This is a genomic window from Bacteroidota bacterium, from assembly GCA_016711505.1.
GTDB lineage: Bacteria > Bacteroidota > Bacteroidia > AKYH767-A > 2013-40CM-41-45 > JADKIH01.
In genome coordinates, this window is sequence record JADJSV010000020.1 from 117,175 (window position 1) to 136,615 (window position 19,441).

General features: G+C 36.6%; 14 protein-coding genes and 1 pseudogene. 11 read left to right on the forward strand and 4 right to left on the reverse strand.

Annotated elements, in window-relative coordinates; genetic code table 11:
* Positions 1-278: 278 nt before the first annotated feature.
* On the forward strand, positions 279-3,680 hold the full coding sequence (locus IPL24_18990; protein ID MBK8365669.1) for a response regulator: 3,402 nt from the start codon (positions 279-281) through the stop codon (positions 3,678-3,680).
* A gap of 20 nt (positions 3,681-3,700) precedes the next feature.
* Here the strand turns inward: IPL24_18990 and murB are convergent, their stop codons facing one another.
* A complete protein-coding gene (gene murB / locus IPL24_18995) occupies positions 3,701-4,717 on the reverse strand; it encodes a UDP-N-acetylmuramate dehydrogenase (GenBank protein MBK8365670.1) in 1,017 nt (338 codons plus the stop codon).
* A 727-nt stretch (positions 4,718-5,444) separates the two neighbouring features.
* Between murB and IPL24_19000 the strand changes: the two genes are divergently transcribed.
* From IPL24_19000 to lpcA, 4 genes are all read left to right on the forward strand, one after another.
* A complete protein-coding gene (locus IPL24_19000) occupies positions 5,445-5,774 on the forward strand; it encodes a hypothetical protein (GenBank protein MBK8365671.1) in 330 nt (109 codons plus the stop codon).
* Positions 5,738-7,033 (forward strand): T9SS type A sorting domain-containing protein, encoded by a 1,296-nt coding sequence (locus tag IPL24_19005; GenBank protein MBK8365672.1) that lies wholly within the window; start codon positions 5,738-5,740, stop codon positions 7,031-7,033. The genes IPL24_19000 and IPL24_19005 overlap by 37 nt, the downstream gene beginning before the upstream one ends.
* 274 nt (positions 7,034-7,307) lie before the next feature.
* Entirely contained in the window at positions 7,308-10,103 is a 2,796-nt protein-coding gene (locus IPL24_19010; GenBank protein MBK8365673.1) for an outer membrane beta-barrel protein, read from the forward strand.
* A gap of 399 nt (positions 10,104-10,502) precedes the next feature.
* On the forward strand, positions 10,503-11,072 hold the full coding sequence (gene lpcA, locus IPL24_19015; GenBank protein MBK8365674.1) for a D-sedoheptulose 7-phosphate isomerase: 570 nt from the start codon (positions 10,503-10,505) through the stop codon (positions 11,070-11,072).
* A 144-nt stretch (positions 11,073-11,216) separates the two neighbouring features.
* Here the strand turns inward: lpcA and IPL24_19020 are convergent, their stop codons facing one another.
* Entirely contained in the window at positions 11,217-11,534 is a 318-nt protein-coding gene (locus tag IPL24_19020; GenBank protein ID MBK8365675.1) for a hypothetical protein, read from the reverse strand.
* A gap of 235 nt (positions 11,535-11,769) precedes the next feature.
* Between IPL24_19020 and IPL24_19025 the strand changes: the two are divergent.
* A pseudogene (locus IPL24_19025) lies at positions 11,770-13,306 on the forward strand (YifB family Mg chelatase-like AAA ATPase).
* 57 nt (positions 13,307-13,363) lie between these two features.
* Positions 13,364-14,881, forward strand: coding sequence for a T9SS type A sorting domain-containing protein (locus IPL24_19030; protein ID MBK8365676.1), 1,518 nt, complete (start codon positions 13,364-13,366; stop codon positions 14,879-14,881).
* 193 nt (positions 14,882-15,074) lie between these two features.
* On the opposite strand, the gene IPL24_19035 is transcribed toward IPL24_19030, so the two are convergent.
* Positions 15,075-16,418, reverse strand: coding sequence for a T9SS type A sorting domain-containing protein (locus tag IPL24_19035; protein MBK8365677.1), 1,344 nt, complete (start codon positions 16,416-16,418; stop codon positions 15,075-15,077).
* Positions 16,419-16,610: 192 nt separating this feature from the next.
* On the opposite strand from IPL24_19035, the gene IPL24_19040 reads away from it, so the two are divergent.
* From IPL24_19040 to IPL24_19055, 4 genes are all read left to right on the forward strand, one after another.
* Positions 16,611-17,243: a peroxiredoxin gene (locus IPL24_19040; protein ID MBK8365678.1), complete on the forward strand. Its 633-nt coding sequence runs from the start codon at positions 16,611-16,613 to the stop codon at positions 17,241-17,243.
* A gap of 124 nt (positions 17,244-17,367) precedes the next feature.
* Positions 17,368-17,751 (forward strand): YrdB family protein, encoded by a 384-nt coding sequence (locus IPL24_19045; GenBank protein ID MBK8365679.1) that lies wholly within the window; start codon positions 17,368-17,370, stop codon positions 17,749-17,751.
* Positions 17,752-17,753: 2 nt separating this feature from the next.
* Positions 17,754-18,080, forward strand: coding sequence for a multidrug efflux SMR transporter (locus IPL24_19050; GenBank protein ID MBK8365680.1), 327 nt, complete (start codon positions 17,754-17,756; stop codon positions 18,078-18,080).
* Positions 18,081-18,083: 3 nt separating this feature from the next.
* Positions 18,084-18,527 (forward strand): DUF1579 family protein, encoded by a 444-nt coding sequence (locus IPL24_19055; GenBank protein MBK8365681.1) that lies wholly within the window; start codon positions 18,084-18,086, stop codon positions 18,525-18,527.
* A gap of 49 nt (positions 18,528-18,576) precedes the next feature.
* On the opposite strand, the gene IPL24_19060 is transcribed toward IPL24_19055, so the two are convergent.
* Positions 18,577-19,263 (reverse strand): PorT family protein, encoded by a 687-nt coding sequence (locus IPL24_19060; protein ID MBK8365682.1) that lies wholly within the window; start codon positions 19,261-19,263, stop codon positions 18,577-18,579.
* Between the last annotated feature and the right edge of the window lie 178 nt (positions 19,264-19,441).

Consider the following 19,441-nt stretch of genomic DNA (forward strand, 5'->3'; position numbering starts at 1 on the left):
TATAAGGTACTATTGACCTATTTCTTACTTGTAATAGTTGCAATATTCTAATGTTTCAAGGGATTTAATCGTTTAACAAACTTTTTTTCAATCCTGGCATAAACTTTTTTAATGAAATGATTGCTGTAAGTCTGCACATTATTTTTCTGCAATTGTTGTTAATTGCAATACGCACCATGTAATAATGCCGAGTGAATTACTTTGAAACAACGGCTGATTATCAAAACCTATGTATTCCTTTTACATATAAGGATTCGCATAGTTGTGCATGATCAAAAGTGAGTACCAAAACGCAAAATAAAAACCAAACCGAAGAAGGTAAGAAAGTCCTCTACAGGCTGTTGATTCTGGCAGTTGCTGTAGTGTACGTTCTTGTTTTTATTCTGGACTATATGCTCCAGTTGCATTTCACTTTTTTCCTGCTCCTGAGTCTTTTCGGTTTTGTGATAGTTACGCTGATCTACATGTGGATGAAGATCTCCAATGTATCAGCACCGGAACAGGAAGAATCAGAAAGCAAAACTGACAATTTAATTGAAGGCACTGAGCCGGGTCTGCTGGTCGATAATAATTTATTTGATGATGCAGTGATTGTTGTTAGTCCTGTCACAGGCTTAACAATTGATTGCAGCACTTCAGCAGCAAATTTATTTGAAGCAAGGACATCTGATCTGATAGGAATTGATCTGACATCGTTGTTCGATCCTTCCTGGAAACCTGAAGAAAGAAACAAGATAAAAGAAGGGCTTGATAAGGATCAGAATGTAAAGGTCAATGGAATCTTCAGGACGATGAAGAAAAATGTTTTTCATGCTGAAGTTGATGCTGTGAAAAAGATATCCGGTGAACGTCGGGTAATCTCTGTTCGGTTAAGAACAATAGCAAATCCTGTGAGTGCAACTTTAGTTGAAAATACTCCGCCTCCGATAACTAGTTTTGTGCGCGAATCTGAAAACGATACTGTACAATTACTCGAATCGTCATCCATGCCGGTAGCGATTATAGGAACAAATTATAAATTTATTAAAGTAAACAGGGCTTTTGCCAACCTTTTAGGTTATACAGAGGATGAAATGCTTGCAATAGGTATCCTGGATATCATTCCTGTTGAAGATAAACTTGTTGAGCGAAAATTACTTTCTGCTCTTTTCAGTGGAGAACTTCCTTCAAGTAAAAAGGAGAAACGATTGATCCGGAGAAACAGTGAGATCATCTGGGTGAACTCTTCATCGGCTGTTTCTAAAAATGAAAATGGTAATCCGAAATATGTGATTTCGCTTACAGAGAATATTACTCAACGGAAGAGAATAGAACAAGTCGTTAATGATAACAGAAGGCGACTGAATTCCCTTGTTGAGAATGCTGAATATTCGATCTTGTCAATCGACAAAAGACATTCAATACTATTAATAAATTCCAGATTGTGCGATCAGCTGTATGCACAAACCGGAGTAATCGTTGAAACCGGGTTTAATTTACTTGAAATACTTCCCGAAGATTTTCATAAAGATTATCTTGAAGTTCATCAGCGGGCTTTCAAGGGAGAAGAATTTATTCTGGAAAAACTCATCACCGTTAATGGTAAAGCCATACATCTGGAAATTATATTCACTCCGGTGAAAGATGATCAGGGATTTGTACAAAGTGTTTCGATATTCGGACATGATATCTCTAAGAGAAAGATAGCTGAGTTGAAATTATTGAAAGCAAAGGAAGAAGCTGAAGCAGCGACTCAGGCGAAATCTGGATTTCTTGCAACAATGAGTCACGAGATCAGAACTCCACTCAATGGAGTAATTGGTATGGGCAGGTTGTTAAATCAAACTCCGCTTACTAACAAGCAACAAGAATTTGTTGACAGCATTGTATTAAGTGGTGAAGCTCTATTGTCAGTTATAAATGACATTCTGGATTTCTCTAAAATAGAGTCATCTAAAATGGAGTTGGAAAGAAAGCCATTTGCTTTAAAGAGATGTATTGAAGAAACATTTGATCTTCTTGCATCAAAAGCTTTAGAGAAGAATATTTCTTTGCATTATACTATTGCCAGAGATGTTCCTGGGTTTGTTTATGGTGATATTACCAGACTCAGACAGATTCTTTTGAATCTTGTTTCGAATGCGCTGAAGTTTACACAAAAGGGAAAAGTGACAGTTCGCGTAAGTAAGTTTTCATTTGCAAAAAATGATCTGAATATTCAATTTGAAGTTGAAGATACCGGTGTTGGAATTCCAAAAGACAGAATCGGAAAACTTTTCACTCCGTTTTCACAGGCAGATGCATCTACAGCCAGAACTTATGGTGGAACCGGATTGGGACTTGCCATCAGCAGAAACCTTGTTGAATTAATGGGTGGTACTATTAAAGTTGAAAGTATAGAAGGAGTAGGGTCTAATTTCATATTTAATATCCATGCAGAGGAAGTTAAGAAGTCAGATATTCCAAAATATCAAAAGACCGGAAGCAGTAAGTTTTCAAACTCAATGGTGCTTATTATCAGTGACGATAAAACAGAAGCTGATCTGTATGCGAATTACTTTAAGCGTTGGGGTCTGATACCAATTGTTGCAAATGATGTTTCTGAAGGATTAAAACTTGTGTCTGAAAAATCAGATTATAACATTGTTCTGATAGATGCACAATTGATCACAGCGAAAGCATTGGTTGTTGCTCAGGAAGTCAGGACTATCAGGAATAAAGAAACATTACCGGTTGTGATGTTCAATGTAGACAAGGCAGATGAAATTTTCTTTGATTATACCAATGAAGTTGTGTCGGCAGTCATACCAAAGAATGTTGACCGATCAAAGGTGCTGGATATTCTGATCGGTGTTTTCAGTATTGAAAATCACCAGCGTACTCAGCATGAAAAGTCGTTCGATGGAATGACTAAAAAGTTAGGGGAGGAAATTCCACTTGAAATTATGATCGCTGAGGATAATCTGATCAATCAGAAACTTGCGCAGAACATCTTTGAAGGATTGGGATATAAGCCTACAATGGCTTCAAACGGACTTCAGGTGATTGATCATTTACGTGCAAAGACCTTTGATCTGATCTTTATGGATGTTCAGATGCCTGAAATGGATGGTCTGGAAACTACAAAATTCATAATTGAAAAATTAAAACCAAAAGTAAAACCTGTTATTATTGCAATGACAGCATTTGCTTTGGAAGGTGATAAAGAAAAATGCCTGGAAGCAGGAATGGATGATTATATTAGTAAGCCATTTCTCATAGAAGAGATTGTAGAACGAATTAAAAAATGGGGTGGAAGATTCCGTGAATCCCAAAACGACATGACAAATAAAGTAACTACCGCAAACGGCAATGGGAATGCTATTCTGTATGAGCCGACTTTGATGAAATTAAAAGAAATGACTTCAGGAGCTGATCCGTCATTCTTTAATCAGGTAATAAAAATGTTCATTGATCAAAGCACTGATATTGTAAATCAGATCTCCGCATTGCTGCCGGTCATGGATCTGCCACAAATGGCTTCTCTCGCACATAAGTTAAAAGGCTCTGCGCTGAATCTGGGTGCTAATAAAATTGCAGATACGTGCAGGACGATTGAGATCAAAGGTAAAGAACTTGATAGCTATGGAATGAGTGATCTTGTAGACAGATTGAAATTAGAGCTGGAATTGACAAAGACAGAGATTGAAAAATTTTTGTAAATTGATAGTACAAGTTTTTTTCAGATAATATTGACTTCCATTTCAAGATCAATATCAAATTTATCTTTTACACTTGACTGAACTCTTTTAGCGTGTTCGATTAATTCATTTCCCGTGGCATTGCCATAATTTACCAATACCAGTGCTTGTTTATCGTGCATTCCTGTATTACCAATTCGCTTTCCTTTCCAGCCACTATTTTCTATCAACCATCCGGCAGCTACTTTTGTCAATTGATCGTGTGTTTTATATCCTACAACATCTGGAAATGATTTTTGCAATTCATTGAATTGTTCAGTAGGGATCTCCGGATTTTTAAAGAAACTCCCTGCATTACCAATTACTTTTGGATCCGGAAGTTTACTTTGTCTGATGGCAATTACGGCATCGCTTACATCTTTTATAGTAGGCGCTGTGATATTCATACTTTCCAGTTGGCTTTTTATAGCGCCATAGGAAACATTAATTACAGGATTTTTAGAAAGTCTGAATGTAACTTCCGTAATGATGAATTTATTTTTTCCTTCCCTTTTAAAAACGCTGTCACGGTATCCAAAATGACACTGAGCAGCATTGAATTTCTGAATGCTTCCATCCGTCAGATTAACTGCGGTCAATTCAAAGAAGGTATCCTTTATTTCCACACCGTAAGCCCCAATATTCTGAATCGGTGCTGCGCCAACGCAACCGGGGATAAGCGACAGATTTTCTATTCCGCCAAATCCATGATCCACACAAAAGAGCACGAAAGAATGCCAGTTGACTCCACCACCTGCTGATACTAAAACCTGATCTTCACCTTGGCTATCAATCCGAATACCTTCAATACAATTATGAATGATCAGCCCTTGATAATCTTTTGAGAAAAGCATATTGCTTCCACCTCCTAAGATCAGTTTATTTTGACCAGATATCTCGGGTTTAGCAAGCAGTTCTTTAATATCTTCCACAGAAGTGACCTTGCAATAGTTAGTGGTAAGGACATTTAGTCCGAATGTATTTAACTTTTGCAGCGGATAATTTGCATGAATTTTCATTGGAAACGAAATTAAAGCATAATATGAGTTGAATGCAGTTCCGGTTCTAAGTTTTTCACCGATTTACTCACACCCAAAAAATGACTATTTACCAAGACTGTAAGAGTCATTGCCGAATTGAATTGAATTCGCCTGAACACCACTGTATATTGTGCCCATCTCATGGTTAGTTTTTGGTTAAACAACATGGAGGTGTTTATTCGAGTTGAACAGCGGCAGGGAGAGCCGCTGTTTCTTTTTGTAGTGGTACCTACACTTACTCTTACACTAAAACAACTCTCCCGAAAGTTATCATCCCAGTCTGAGAATGATGTGAGTAAATAGTCCTCACACTCCACACTTCAAACTCAAACTTCACACTAATTAAAGATAGGTTGAGGTTGAGTTTGAAGTTTGTAGTGTGGGCATTTTACATATCCCACTGCACACCTCTAACTTCAAACTGTTAAGCCAAACTTCACACTACAAACTCAAACTTCACACTAATTAAAGATAGTTTGAGTTTGTGTGTGAAGTGTGGACATTTTACCACTCAGTTCCAATTTAGCAATTTAATCAACGATTAATTTAGGTAGAGTTTAAGTTTAAGTGTAGGATTGAAGAGCAAAGTGTAGAACCCCTTACACACTTCAAATTCAACTGATTTTACCTACAGTTAATTCTCTGTTAACCTCAGCATAACATCGCTCAGGTACTTTTGCTTGCAGAAAAAAAAACCTAAACAATCATGAAAAAATTATTACTAATCATTGCAATCTTTATTGCGCCGTTTTTAACGAATGCGCAAAGTACTATTACTGTAAGTGGAGATATAACAACGAACACTAACTGGACGAATAACAATCAGTATATTTTGTCCGGTTTTGTTTATGTTACTTCAGGTGCTGAATTGACAATACAGGAAGGTACTATTATTAAAGGTGACAAAACTACAAAAGGATCTTTGATCATCACGCGTGGATCGAAGATAAATGCACAGGATCAGCTTCTCAGCCGATTATCTTTACATCAGGAGAGCCATTGGGTTCAAGAACCTATGGTGACTGGGGTGGATTGATTTTATTGGGAAATGCACCGATCAATGATCCTGCTGGAGAAAAAGTTATCGAAGGTGGTCTGGATGCTGTAAAAGGACTTTACGGTGGAACAGATGCAGCTGACAATTCAGGAATTCTTGAATTTGTACGCATTGAATTTCCGGGTATCGCTTTTCAACCGAATAATGAAATCAATGGACTAACATGTGGTGGAGTAGGAAGTGGAACTGTGTTGAATCACATTCAGGTAAGTTACAGTGGTGATGATTCATATGAATTCTTTGGTGGTACAGTAAATGCAAAAAACCTAATTGCATACAGAGGAGTTGACGATGATTTTGATACAGACTTTGGTTTTTCAGGAAATCTGCAGTTTATAGTAGCACTTCGTGATAGCAATGTTGCTGACGTTTCAGGTTCAAACGGTTTTGAAAGTGATAATGATGCTACCGGATCAACAAATACACCTTTAACTCATGCTACAATTTCAAATGCAACTATCGTTGGACCACTGGTGGATGCTTCAACTGCAATTAACAGCAATTATAAACGTGGTGCACACATTCGTCGTAGCTCAGAAGAGTCACTTTATAATTCAATTATTACAGGTTATCCTGTTGGTTTGCTTATTGATGGTACAAATTGTGAAACGAGTGCTATTGCAGGTGGACTTGAAATCAAGAATTCAGTACTTGCAGGTTGTCTTACAAACTTTGCAGTAGCAAGTGGTAGTGCATGGGATCTTGCAGGATGGTATGGTACAGGTTTATTCGCAAATGAAGTACTGACTAATGTAAGTGATGTAATGTTAACAGCTCCACATAATTACTCAGCACCTGATTTCCTTCCACAGGCTGCTACATCAATGCTTTTTGGAGCAGATTTCACAGCAACACGCTTAACAAATTCATTCTTTGATGCAGTTACTTACAGAGGTGCATTCGGTACAACAGACTGGACAACCGGTTGGGCAAACTGGACTCCGGAAACGAATAATTATATCCTTTCGGTAAATACAATCAACAGTATTTCTTCTTTGGAAGTATTCCCGAATCCAATCGCTGAACAAGTGAGTGTAAATTTGAATCTTGAGAAATCAGAATCAATTTCATTCGTGATCAACGATCTTACAGGTAGAGCTGTAACAGAATTGTCTACTAAAGCTTTCAGTGCAGGTTCAAATAAATTCACGATCAATACAAGTGATCTTTCAAAAGGAATTTATATGCTGGTACTTTCAACTTCTACAGGACAAAGAACAGTTAGATTGATAAAATAAGGTTAGATTTTACGCTAAAGTCCCGGTAATTTATAGGGACTTTTTTTTGTGATCGATTGTGATTAGAATATTTTCGTTGATTTATTTTTAACGCAAGATCACTAAGTTCACAATAAGAACACGGAATTCTTAGTGGTCTTGCTGTGAACTTAGTGCGCTTAGTGTTTTATTTTTTTCAGCTAACGTAAGGTTAATATGGAGTTAACCTTCGATTTAAGATAGCTTAACAATGCAGAGCGAAATTTGAGGAATCAACATTCGAAAGATGAAAAAAATGAAAAGTCCCTTATTGTTATTAATTCTGCATTTTGCGCTGAATAATTATGCTTCAGCAGCAGGAACAATTACCGGACAAGTACTGGATAAGGCCAGCAGCGAGACCCTGATAGGGGTTCTGGTTTGGATTGATGGAAGTTCGATAGGTACTTCAACCGATATTGATGGCAAATTCAATCTTAACGTAAGCCCTGGAAGTTATAATTTATCTGTCAAATACATCGGCTATAATCCAAAAATTGTGGAGAATGTCGAAGTCAAAGACAACGAGACTTTAGCATTAAATGTTATTCTTGAACCTTCTGTTCAACAACTCAATGAGGTTACAATAGTCGCAGAAATGCGTCGTGAAAGTGCAAGTTCAATTCTTTTGATGCAAAAAAGAAGTGCCGTTGTTCAGGATGGAATTTCTTCAGAGGCGATCAAAAAGACTGCGGATAAAAATACAGCTGAAGTTTTAAAAAGAGTAAGCGGGGCCAGTCTGCAGGAAGGTAAATTTGTTATCGTTCGCGGACTTAGTGACAGATATAATCTGGCAATGATCAATAATACTATGTTGCCGAGTAGTGAGCCGGACAGAAAATCATTTTCGTTTGATCTCTTCCCGTCATCATTGCTTGATAATTTATTTATTCTGAAAACTGCATCACCGGATCTTCCGGGTGAATTTGCAGGCGGGATTATCCAGCTCAATACCAAAGATATTCCTGACAAACGTTTTCTTGGTTTAACAATTGGTACAGGTCTGAATTCGTACTCTACTTTTAAAGATTATTACAGTGGTTCAACAGGGAAGTCAGACTGGATTGGCATTGATGACGGTTCACGTTCTTTACCTGAAAATTTCCCGGGTTCTGCTGAATTTAAAAAAATGACACAAGCTCAGAAGTATGAGCTGTCAAAGCAAGTATCAAATGACTGGGCAGTTGATGAGAAGTCAAATATGCCTGTAAACAAAAATGTTCAGCTTTCATTCGGAAATCAAATGTCGATTGGTGAAAAGAAGTTTGGTTTCATTGGTGCATTGACTTACGCTCGTTCTAACAAACATCAAACAGTAGAGCGTGGTGATTTTGATTTTGATGGTTCGGAGCGGTATAATTATTTCGATGAACAATATTCTGACAATGTATTAGCCGGCGGAATTTTTAATATGACAATGAAATTCAACGATAATAGTAAGATCTCTTTGAAAAACTATTTTTCAGTCAACTCTGATAATACTACTGTAATGCGCTCGGGTGATGACATAGAACTTCAGCAGGAAAAGCAGGCAACTGCAATTCAATTTACATCGAGTACTCTTTTTAATTCGCAGTTATCAGGCGAACATCTTTTGGGGAAATCTAAAATTAATATAAAATGGTATGGTGGTGCCGGAATTATTTCAAGAGAAATTCCTGATCTGAGAAGAATGCAGTACTACAGAAATTTTGAAGTAAGTGATGCCTCAGATACTATCTACAGAGCATATGTGCCTTTCGGTAGTGCCTCTCCAAATTATGCCGGTAAATTTTACTCTTCTTTAGATGAAAATACTTACAATGGCGGTGCGGATATTAGCATTCCAATTAAGTTGTTCAAAAAGGACGGAGTTGTAAAATTTGGTGGAATGGAGCAGTATAAGGAAAGAACGTTTGATGCCCGCGTTTTGGGTTATGTTATTCCAAATGCAGGAACTTTCAATTACAATTTATTATTCTCTTCTCTCGATACTATTTTCAGCGCAGATCACATGAACTCAAAAGGATTCCGTCTGGATGATATTACAAATCCATCTGATCGTTATACTGCTACTTCAAACTTGCATGCAGGTTATGCTATGATGGATAACAATTTCGGAAAGTTGCGTGTAGTTTATGGAGTTCGTCTGGAGAATTTTATTCAGAAGTTGAATTCATTTGGCTATAGCAACGACACAATCGAAGTGAACAGAAATTACCTGAATCTACTGCCTTCAATGAATTTCACTTACGGCTTGACAGAAAAAACGAATATCAGAGCATCTGCATTTCAGAGTGTTTCAAGACCGGAATTCAGAGAGCTGGCGCCATTCTCATTCTATGATTTCAATACTTCAACTGCTATCCAGGGAAATGATTCACTTGTGATCTGCACGATCAATAATGTTGATCTGCGATTTGAAAGTTATCCGACAGTAGGCGAGGTGTATTCCGTTTCGTTATTTTACAAACAGTTTTCAAATCCGATAGAGCAAATTGTTGAAAGCTCAGGAGCAGGAAGCAGATCAGTTTCGTACGAAAATGCAAAAGGTGCAACTAATTTCGGAATAGAAGCAGAGTTTCGCAGAAAACTGGAATTTATGGAAAAAATTTCTTCGTGGAAATCGTGGTCTAAGTTTACTATTTTTGGAAACGTAGCATTGATCAAATCCAAAGTAGATAAATCCGATGACTTACGTGCAAAAGAAGATCGTCCGATGCAGGGTCAATCCCCTTACATTATAAATGGTGGATTGATGTTCAATGACCCTTTAAGTGGTTTTGGATTAAATGTAGTTTACAACAAGATCGGCAGACGCATCTTCCAGGTAGGATATGAGGGCTATAAAAGCATCTACGAAGCACCACGAAATTTGCTGGACTTACAGATCAGTAAAACAATATTCAAGTCAGGAGAACTTAAGTTTTCTGTCAACGATGTCCTGAATAATGTTGCAATTTTCTATCAGGATCAGGATGAAGATGGAAAATACGTTGCAGATAAAGACAGCAGGATCAGTGCCATTACGACCGGAACTAATTATGGTTTGAGCTTCTCGTATAAATTCTGACAATTATTAATTTCCGAATTGGTAAATTTAAGGATGAAGCATTAAAGCTAAATAACCGAAAAGGTCCTTCCTGGATGACCACTTTCGTCACAATTTATGCACAAGGTGAAAAAAAGATGCGTGCCGAAGGCCCGCATCTTTTTTTCACCTTGTGCATATAAAGCAAACCGCTTTGTCATCCTGGAAGGATCTTTTTGGTTTCTAGACGATATCTTAACTAGGGAGTTATTATTCTTATGTATTAAAATCCTATCGGATATAATTAGAAAAAGGGAAAATCGAAAGTAAGGTTTTTGAAATTTGATATAGGTTACCTTAAATGATTGGCTTTTTACGATTTAATTTATATTCTAGAGTTTCTGATCAGTTTCTTATCTTCGCTTCCGAAATCCAGAAGCGATGCAAAACCTAGAACAGATCAAAGCCAATTTTACTGAAGCAGAAAACATACTTGAAGAATTTATTGGAAATGAAAATAACTTCATTTCTATTGAAAAGGCAGCAAGTCTGATGAAGTCTGCAATAGCAAATGGTGGAAAAATCATTAGTTGCGGAAACGGCGGCAGCATGTGCGATGCCATGCATTTTGCCGAAGAACTTAGCGGAAGATTCCGCGACGACAGGAAAGCTTTGCCGGCATTGAGTATTTCCGATCCGTCACATATTTCATGCGTTGCAAACGACTACGGTTATGATTTTGTTTTTTCCAGGTACATTGAAGCCATTGGGAAAAAAGGCGATGTGCTTCTTGCCATCAGCACCAGCGGAAATTCAAAAAATATTCTTGAAGCGATCCGCGCCGCAAAAGAAGCCGGCATGAAAGTAATCGGATTAACAGGCAAAGGCGGCGGCAAGATGGCCGATTTGTGTGATATAGAGATCAGAGCTCCTCATTCAGATTTCGCCGATAGGGCGCAGGAGATACATATTAAGGTGATTCATTCGTTGATACAGTGCATAGAAAATTAACGAATAACGAAAAGTGAAAAGTGAAAAGTGAAAAGTGAAAAGTGAAAAGTGAAAAGTGAAAAGTGAAAAGCGAAAAGCGAATATTGTCAATCCAGAAAGTACTTACTAGATTAACATTTTTCACTTTTCACGTTTCACTTTTCGTTATAGTATAAGTATGAGTATTAAAATAAGCAACAAAACCCCCGTAGAAATATAAACCCCGCCATCCAGTTGTTTTAATTCTTTTTTGATTCCATTGACTTCTTTCTTTAGTGTTGATCGTTCAGATGATGACAGATCTTTTTTAGTCATTGATTGAATTTCATGGAGACGGCTAATTAATGCGTTAGCTACAACACTTGAGCTTCCTGATCTTTCAGTATTTGTTGAAGCAATTTGAGCAGTTCCTTTTTCTGTTGCATTTGCAGTGAGACTGAAAATACATAACAGAACTATCGGAAAAAATAATTTGATTTTCATTTTAGTTTAGGTTTGATTGAATCAGCAAGATAAAAATTTCAACTGCCCTGAATTGTATTCGCCTTTTTTTCTCTTAACCATGAATTGTTAATATTGAAATATTTTTTAATCTAAAATTGTTGCAAATAATATCCTACATATATCGGGATGCATTAACGGAATATTCAATTTAATTTTCAGCACTCATTCAAAATGATAACGGAAGAATGAAGATGATGAAATAATAACTTGAAATATGCTCGTAAAAACATATGGAAGTGCTGTCTTTGGTGTCAGCGCTACAACGATTACAATAGAAGTAAATCTGAATAGTGGAATTAATTTTATACTTGTCGGACTGCCCGATAATGCAGTAAAGGAAAGTCAGAAGAGAATTGTCGCTGCTGTTAAGAATTGCGGATACAATTATCCGAAAATGGAACTGACAGTGAACATGGCTCCGGCTGATATTCGTAAAGAAGGTTCAGCTTATGATCTCACGATAGCATTGGGAATTCTTGCCGCTTCCAATCAGGTCGAACAGGCGAATCTGGAGAAGTACATTATTATGGGTGAACTTTCTCTCGATGGTGGATTACAACCCATCAAAGGAGTTTTGCCCATTGCCATCCAGGCAAAGATCGAAGGGTTCAAAGGATTCATTCTGCCTTTGCAAAACGCCAGAGAAGCCGGAATTGTAGAAGGTCTTGATGTCTATGGTGTAGAAAATCTGACAGAAGTAGTTAAGTTCTTCAGTGGCGAAGGTGAATTGCAACGAATAATTGTAAATGCCGAAGAAGAGTTCAAAGCTAATCAGGGAAAATCCGAATTTGATTTTTCTGATGTACGCGGACAGGAAAATATCAAACGTGCAATGGAAGTTGCCGCAGCCGGCGGACATAACATCATTCTCATCGGTCCACCCGGAGCAGGAAAAACAATGCTGGCAAAAAGACTTCCTACAGTATTGCCACCTTTAACATTGAGTGAAGCATTAGAGACGACAAAGATTCATTCAGTCGCAGGTAAATTGGGTCGTGAAGCATCGATAGTTTCTGTCAGACCATTTCGTTCGCCACATCATACGATTAGTGATGTAGCATTAGTAGGAGGTGGCGGATTTCCTCAGCCCGGAGAAATTTCATTAGCGCATAACGGTGTTTTATTTCTCGATGAATTACCGGAATTCAAACGGACTGTTTTAGAAGTAATGCGTCAGCCTTTAGAAGAAAGATCAGTCACAATATCAAGAGCAAAATTTTCAATCGATTATCCGGCGAGTTTTATGTTAGTGGCATCAATGAATCCATGTCCATGCGGCTTTTACAATCACCCCGAAAAAGATTGTGTCTGCGGACCCGGTGTCGTTCAGAAATATCTCAACAAAGTTTCCGGTCCATTACTCGACCGCATCGACATTCACATGGAAGTAACTCCGGTACCTTTCAAAGAACTGACTTCACAACGCAACGGCGAACGAAGTGAAGTAGTAAGAAAGAGTTGTCCGTGCCCGCGATATTCAAGCCATTCGTTTCAACGGCATGAATGGAATCTATGCCAATGCGCAAATGGGTTCCAAACTTCTGCATTCTGTCTGCGAATTAACCGAAGAAGGTCGCACGCTTCTGAAAACTGCCATGGAGCGACTTGGGCTTTCTGCCAGGGCATATGATAGAATTTTAAAGGTTTCCCGTACAATTGCCGACCTCGATTCTTCGGCGGATATAAAAACAGAACATCTTGCTGAGGCGATACAATACCGGAGTTTGGATAGGGATGGGTGGGCTGGTTGAATTCAGTTTGAGTGTGAAGAGTTTGAAACGGGAAGTTAAGCGTCATCATTCACGATTTTGAAAAAATCAAAAATGTTATGTTATCTTTCGCTTGAAATGTCTGTCGTTGAGAATAATATTACAGATAGAACGACTGAGTTTCCAAAAAAATATATGCATAAATTAATTATTATTCTGCTATTTATTATTCCTGTTTTAGTGTCAGCTCAAAACGGATTTCAGCGTGTCTTCCTCGAAGTTCCTTCGGGGATAGACGCTGAAACGTGCACTCGATCCATCCAATTATCAAATGGTAATTTTGCTTCTATCGGAGTAAACGATGGATGCGTTCCATGCTTGCCAACTTTTTATTTTCGAATTTCAGATCCACAAGGCAATGAAATTAGAAGTTCTTTGTACGGAGCGGGATTTGATTTTCTGTATCCTGATATGGTGCTATCTGCAGATGGTAATATTGTTTGCTCAGTTGGAAGTACTGAACGACCTTCTGCATCACCAACAGACATTGAATATCATCTCAATATTATAAAGCTGGATACAGCAGGCAACAGCATTATCAATAAAAACTATGTCTTGAAACTGATTAATTTTATTTCGAGCACACAAGTTCAGCTTTATTCAACATCGGATACAGGATATGTAATTACAACTAATGAACATTTTGTCAAACTAAACACTTCATTAGACACCGTGGTCTCCTTTGACTCTCTATCATTATCGCCTTCGTTTAAAGACATAAATCCAGATTGTTTTGGTTTTTTCTCTTCTGATACAATTTCAGGAAATGTTAGAAGATTTATTAAATATTATAATTCAAATTTTGATTCTCTTAATGTTGGTTATTTAGATTCAATAGCATTTGAACAAATATTCAAATCCGGGTGGTCGAGATCTGATGTAAAAAAAGATTACCAAGGTTCAATATATTTTAGCTTAACCAACTATAATTTTGATTCGACCTCTGTTATGAAATTTGATACTTCCCTTCATCAACTTTGGAACAGATATATTGTAGGTGACTTTGCTTTTGGACGGCAAATAGCCTTGGATTCCCAAAATGTTCTTTTTACTGGGATAATTAATCATGTAATTCCCTCTGATTATGTTGGTCACAATTTCCTCTATCGTATGAATCTAAACGGAGATAGTCTAAATTATCGAGAGTTTATTTCAGATGGTATATATACTTCTTCTATGATTTATGATGCAAAGTCATACAGTGGCGATTATTTGTTGAGCGGATATGCACAAAACGATACGTCTGTTCAGAAATCTTTTATATGCAGAATTGATTCAGCATTAGATATTCCTTTAAGTACATTTAATCTCGATAGCAAGGAAAATTTCAGTATTTATCCTCAACCTGCCAATCTAAAGGTTAATATCACCAGTCCTTCCACCTTTATTTGCGTGTATATATGCGATATAACCGGAAGGATAATTAAAAATTTTAATAATATAAACAGTAAGTCTTTTGAGATAAATACTTCAGAAATGTTACCAGGGATGTATTTTGTAATTGGCAAAAATGAAAATTCAGTTGTTATTAAAGGAAGGTTTCAGGTAGTTCATTAATTTAAACTTCATTTACTTAGTGGAAAAAGAAATAATTATTTTTCAATGGATTAAAGGAGGTTTTTAAGAATTATGGTTTAAAAAATTGCCGAATTGTAAAAATAAAGCGATACGGGGGATTTGGGATATTATTTAAAAGGAGCATTATTACTTTTAATTTAAATTAAATCTACACACTTTCAATCCTTGTACTTTAATTCTTAACTATTTTATATGAATAATTTGTATTTGAAATTCTAAAACGGAGAATATAAATTCCTTTAAATTCAGGTAGAGTTATTTTGAGCAAATGTTCATCTTGTTCGATGTTACATAGGTATTCTGTTCCATTCATATCGTACACTGAAATACTTTCTGGAAACATTTGAAATGTTTTGTCGAATTTTAAAAAGACGTGTGAATTTGTTGGATTAGGAAAAATAGTGTGCTCAAAATTTAATTCAGTATAAGTTGGTTCATAACCTAGTGATAGTGAATCTAATTTTACTAAAAAAATTGAATCATTTAAATTTATGCTGCTTCTTCCGATAGAAAATAAATTATTATTGCTGATTGCAATTCCTGAAAGTAATTCCTGCATTGTTCCTCCTAAGGAAAAAGTATTTCTTAACGCACCGTTTGAGTCTACTTCGAAAAGCCAACCTTGATCTCCATTATTCGTACCAGTATTTGCTTTCCCACAGATCCAGATGCTATTGTGATCATTGATAAAGAGACTATAGCTAGATTCAACTAATGGTGTTCCAATTGTAATTGTCCATAATGTATCACCTTGACTATCCAACCTTAGTATCCATGCATCTGAATTTCCGGATGAGAATGAATTTGATGTACCAACTATCAAGAAACCACCGTCAGTTAATATTTTAAAATTGTAAATGTTGTCCTGAAGAATTCCGCCATAACTCTTTTGAACGCTTATCACTCCGGTTGAATCAAGTTTTAGAAAATATCCATTGAACATATTGTTAGTTGTTCCACTTGTTGTATTACCGATAATGAAAATGTTGTTTGGGTCTTTCAAGGAAATTGATTCTCCTATTTCACTTCCTCCAAAATCATAGGTATTTTCCCATATTGTATTTCCTAGCGTATCAATTTTAAGAAGAAAAATATCAGGTGTTCCGTTTTGGATGGAGCCGGTTATGTAAATCACTTTCGAAATACTATCGTAACAAGAATATTTTGCGAATGAATTGTTATTCCCAAAATTATTTTCCCAGATTAAATTGCCGGTCTCATCAATTAGCAAAGCGTAAACTTTAGTGTAACCTCCAATACCGGGATCGTATTTTCCTGTGATTAAATAATTGTCTTCAACTTTTATAATATTATAACCTGAGTTGTCAGGCGAAAGTCCGGTTGTTAAGCCAAACAGCTGACTCCAGCTTTCATTACCACCGGAATCAATTTTGGAAACCAATAATTTACCTGATCTGCTTCCGCAGAAAATTAAATTATGGTCTGCTGATTCAATAATTGCATTTCCTGTTCCCGGACCAATTATTTTACTTGTTATAATTTGGCCATAACACACAACATGAAGAAAGATCAGAAGAAAAAGTAGTTTAAAAGATAAGTTGATTTTAAATTTTGATAAAGGAGAATTTTATCGCTCCAAGATATAATTTTTATATCCTGATTAAAAGAAAATATTTAGCTTGATTTACAGTGTAGAACTTTCTTAAGCTTTAATTTAGTAATTTCGCACACATAGAATCGAATAACCATGTCTTTACGTCTCAACGACACAGCCCCTGATTTCACCGCAGAAACATCACAAGGCAAAATTAACTTCTACGAATACCTCGGCGATAGTTGGGGAGTTCTGTTTTCTCATCCTGCTGACTTTACACCGGTTTGTACGACGGAACTTGGATGTGTAGCTAATTTGAAACCTGAGTTTGACAAAAGAAATGTAAAGGTCATTGCATTGAGTGTAGATCCGGTGGAATCACATTTACGCTGGATCAATGATATCAATGAAACTCAAAACACTACAGTAAACTATCCCATCATCGCTGATCCGGATTTTGCTGTTTCGAAATTGTTTGATTTCGTTCATCCGAATGCATCTGATAAATTTACTGTGCGTTCCGTAGTTGTTATCGGACCGGATAAAAAAGTAAAACTTCTGATCACTTATCCTGCTTCTACGGGAAGAAATTTCGATGAGATCCTTCGTGTCATCGATTCACTTCAGCTAACAGCAAAGTTCAGCGTTTCAACTCCTGCAAACTGGAAGCAAGGTGAAGATGTTGTTGTTGCAACTTCAATAAAGTCGGAAGACATTCCTGCGAAATTTCCGAAAGGGTTTAAGGAAGTAAAGCCTTATCTGAGATTTACGCCACAACCTTCTTAAGTTTGAGTTCAAAGTTCAAAGTTCAAAGTTCAAAGTTGGTTTCGTGGTCACCTACGAAGCCAACTTTGAACCTTGAACTTTGAACCTTGAACATCAAACCTGACCTAAAAAGAAACCAAATAAAATGTCCAACCACTGGCTCAACCTCACCATCCGATTTCTCCTTGAACTGACTGCATTATTTGTTGTCGGTTACTGGGGATTTTCGCAGGGCGAGGATTTTTCTAAATATGCAATGGCAGTTTTTCTGCCGGTCATCATGGCTGTTAGTTGGGCTGTTTTCAGATATCCGAATGATCCTAAAAGAAATCCTGTGATTCCTGTAAGCGGAAAGTTCCGGTTGGTTCTTGAATTTGTTTTTTTTGCGGTAGCTATAATGGCATTGTATGATCTCGGACATCCCGGCAGAGGCGCGGATCTTGCATTTGTGGTATTGCTTCATTATGGTTTTTCATATGACAGAGTACTTACTTTATTCCGTGAACAACCAATAAAATTGAAATACTGAAAATGAATTGGGTCATCTTAATTATCGCCGGTCTGTTTGAAGTAGGATTTACTACTTGTCTGGGCAAAGCAAAAGCTACCTCGGGAATAATTTCAACCTACTGGCTCATCGGATTTTTTATTTGTCTGACACTTTCAATGTTTCTGCTATATAAAGCTACACAAACATTACCACTCGGAACTGCCTATGCAGTATGGACAGGAATAGGAGCAGTAGGTACAGCTCTTGTTGGAATTTTATTCTTCAAAGAACCTGCAGAGTTTTTACGATTGTTTTTTATTGGAACATTAATTGCATCTATTGTTGGATTGAAATTTGTAACGAATTGAACAATGAAAATGCTGAAAGTGGAAGAACTAAAGCAATTAAGAAAATTTGTAGGGCATTGGATTACAAATGGTGTATTAAGATCATCCGATAAAGCACCCGGAGAAATTGTTACCGGAACAGACACCTATGAATGGCTCCCGGGGGAATATTTTTTGCTTCATAAAGCAGATGTCTATATAGGTAAAGAAAAAAATCAGACTTATGAAATAATTGGTTTTGATAATAAGATCGGGAAATTTACTATGCAACATTATGATAGCAAAGGCAGCACGGGCTTGATGCTTGCCGAATGTAAGAAGGATGATTGGGAATTTATTGGAGATGATTTAAGGTTTAGAGGTGGATTTAAAAATGATGACAAAGAATTTTCAGGAATCTGGGAACAAAGAACTAAGGATAGCAGCTGGGAGCTTTTTATGGATATTACATTGATAAAGGCTGATTAATTTCAGAAGGTTTTTTAAGTAATTAATTTTTACATCTGAAAAATTTTTATTATTTCGATGGAGTGGCTTTAATTTTATCCTTTCCGATCTTAAAAAGATAACCCGCAGTGAATTCAAACCCGTTTGCTGTAAGAGAATAGTCATCCGGGAGTGCCGAAGTTGTTAAAAGGTTATTAATTCCTTTCAAGTATTGCAAATCCAATGACAATGCTCCTTTTGGCAGCAAGAAAGTTACTCCGGCTCCCAGATGTAATTGAAAGAGAAAACGTTTTACATCATTTCCAAAATCAATTTCTTCTTCCTGAATGTAGCGATTTCCGGAATTGCTGTATAAATTTTCTATAAAACCTGACATACCATATCCCAAGGAAAACCCTCCAATAGGATTGAATTGAATTTTATTTACTCCAAATTTTCCTTTTAGTAAAAAAGGAATTTCAAGATAATAGATTTGAATTTTTGGTTCATATTCTGTATTGTCAATTGTCAAAGAAATCAATACGCTGCCCTTACTTGCATACTTCAGCCCCGTAGAAAGATTGAATTTTTCAGATAAATAAACTTCGACAGGAACACCTATGCTCAAACCTAGTACATTATTATATGCTAATGATCCACCTTTAAAAGATATTGAATAACCGGATGAATTAGCACTTGCACCAATACCAATATAACTTTGAGCATTTGCACTTAAAGCAACTTGGATTAAAAATATAAGCACTAAAATTTGTTTCATACAGTTTAATTTTGGCCTAATGTAATAAAAGTTTGAGGTAAATGAATAATCTGATCATTTTAATAACAAGTATTAATGAAACATGCTGCAGGACGAAGTCTTGATATTAAAAAAATAGCTTCAATACTTCGTGCACAGACTTCGTCCGGGAAATTAAAAAAAGAAACTATTTTGATAT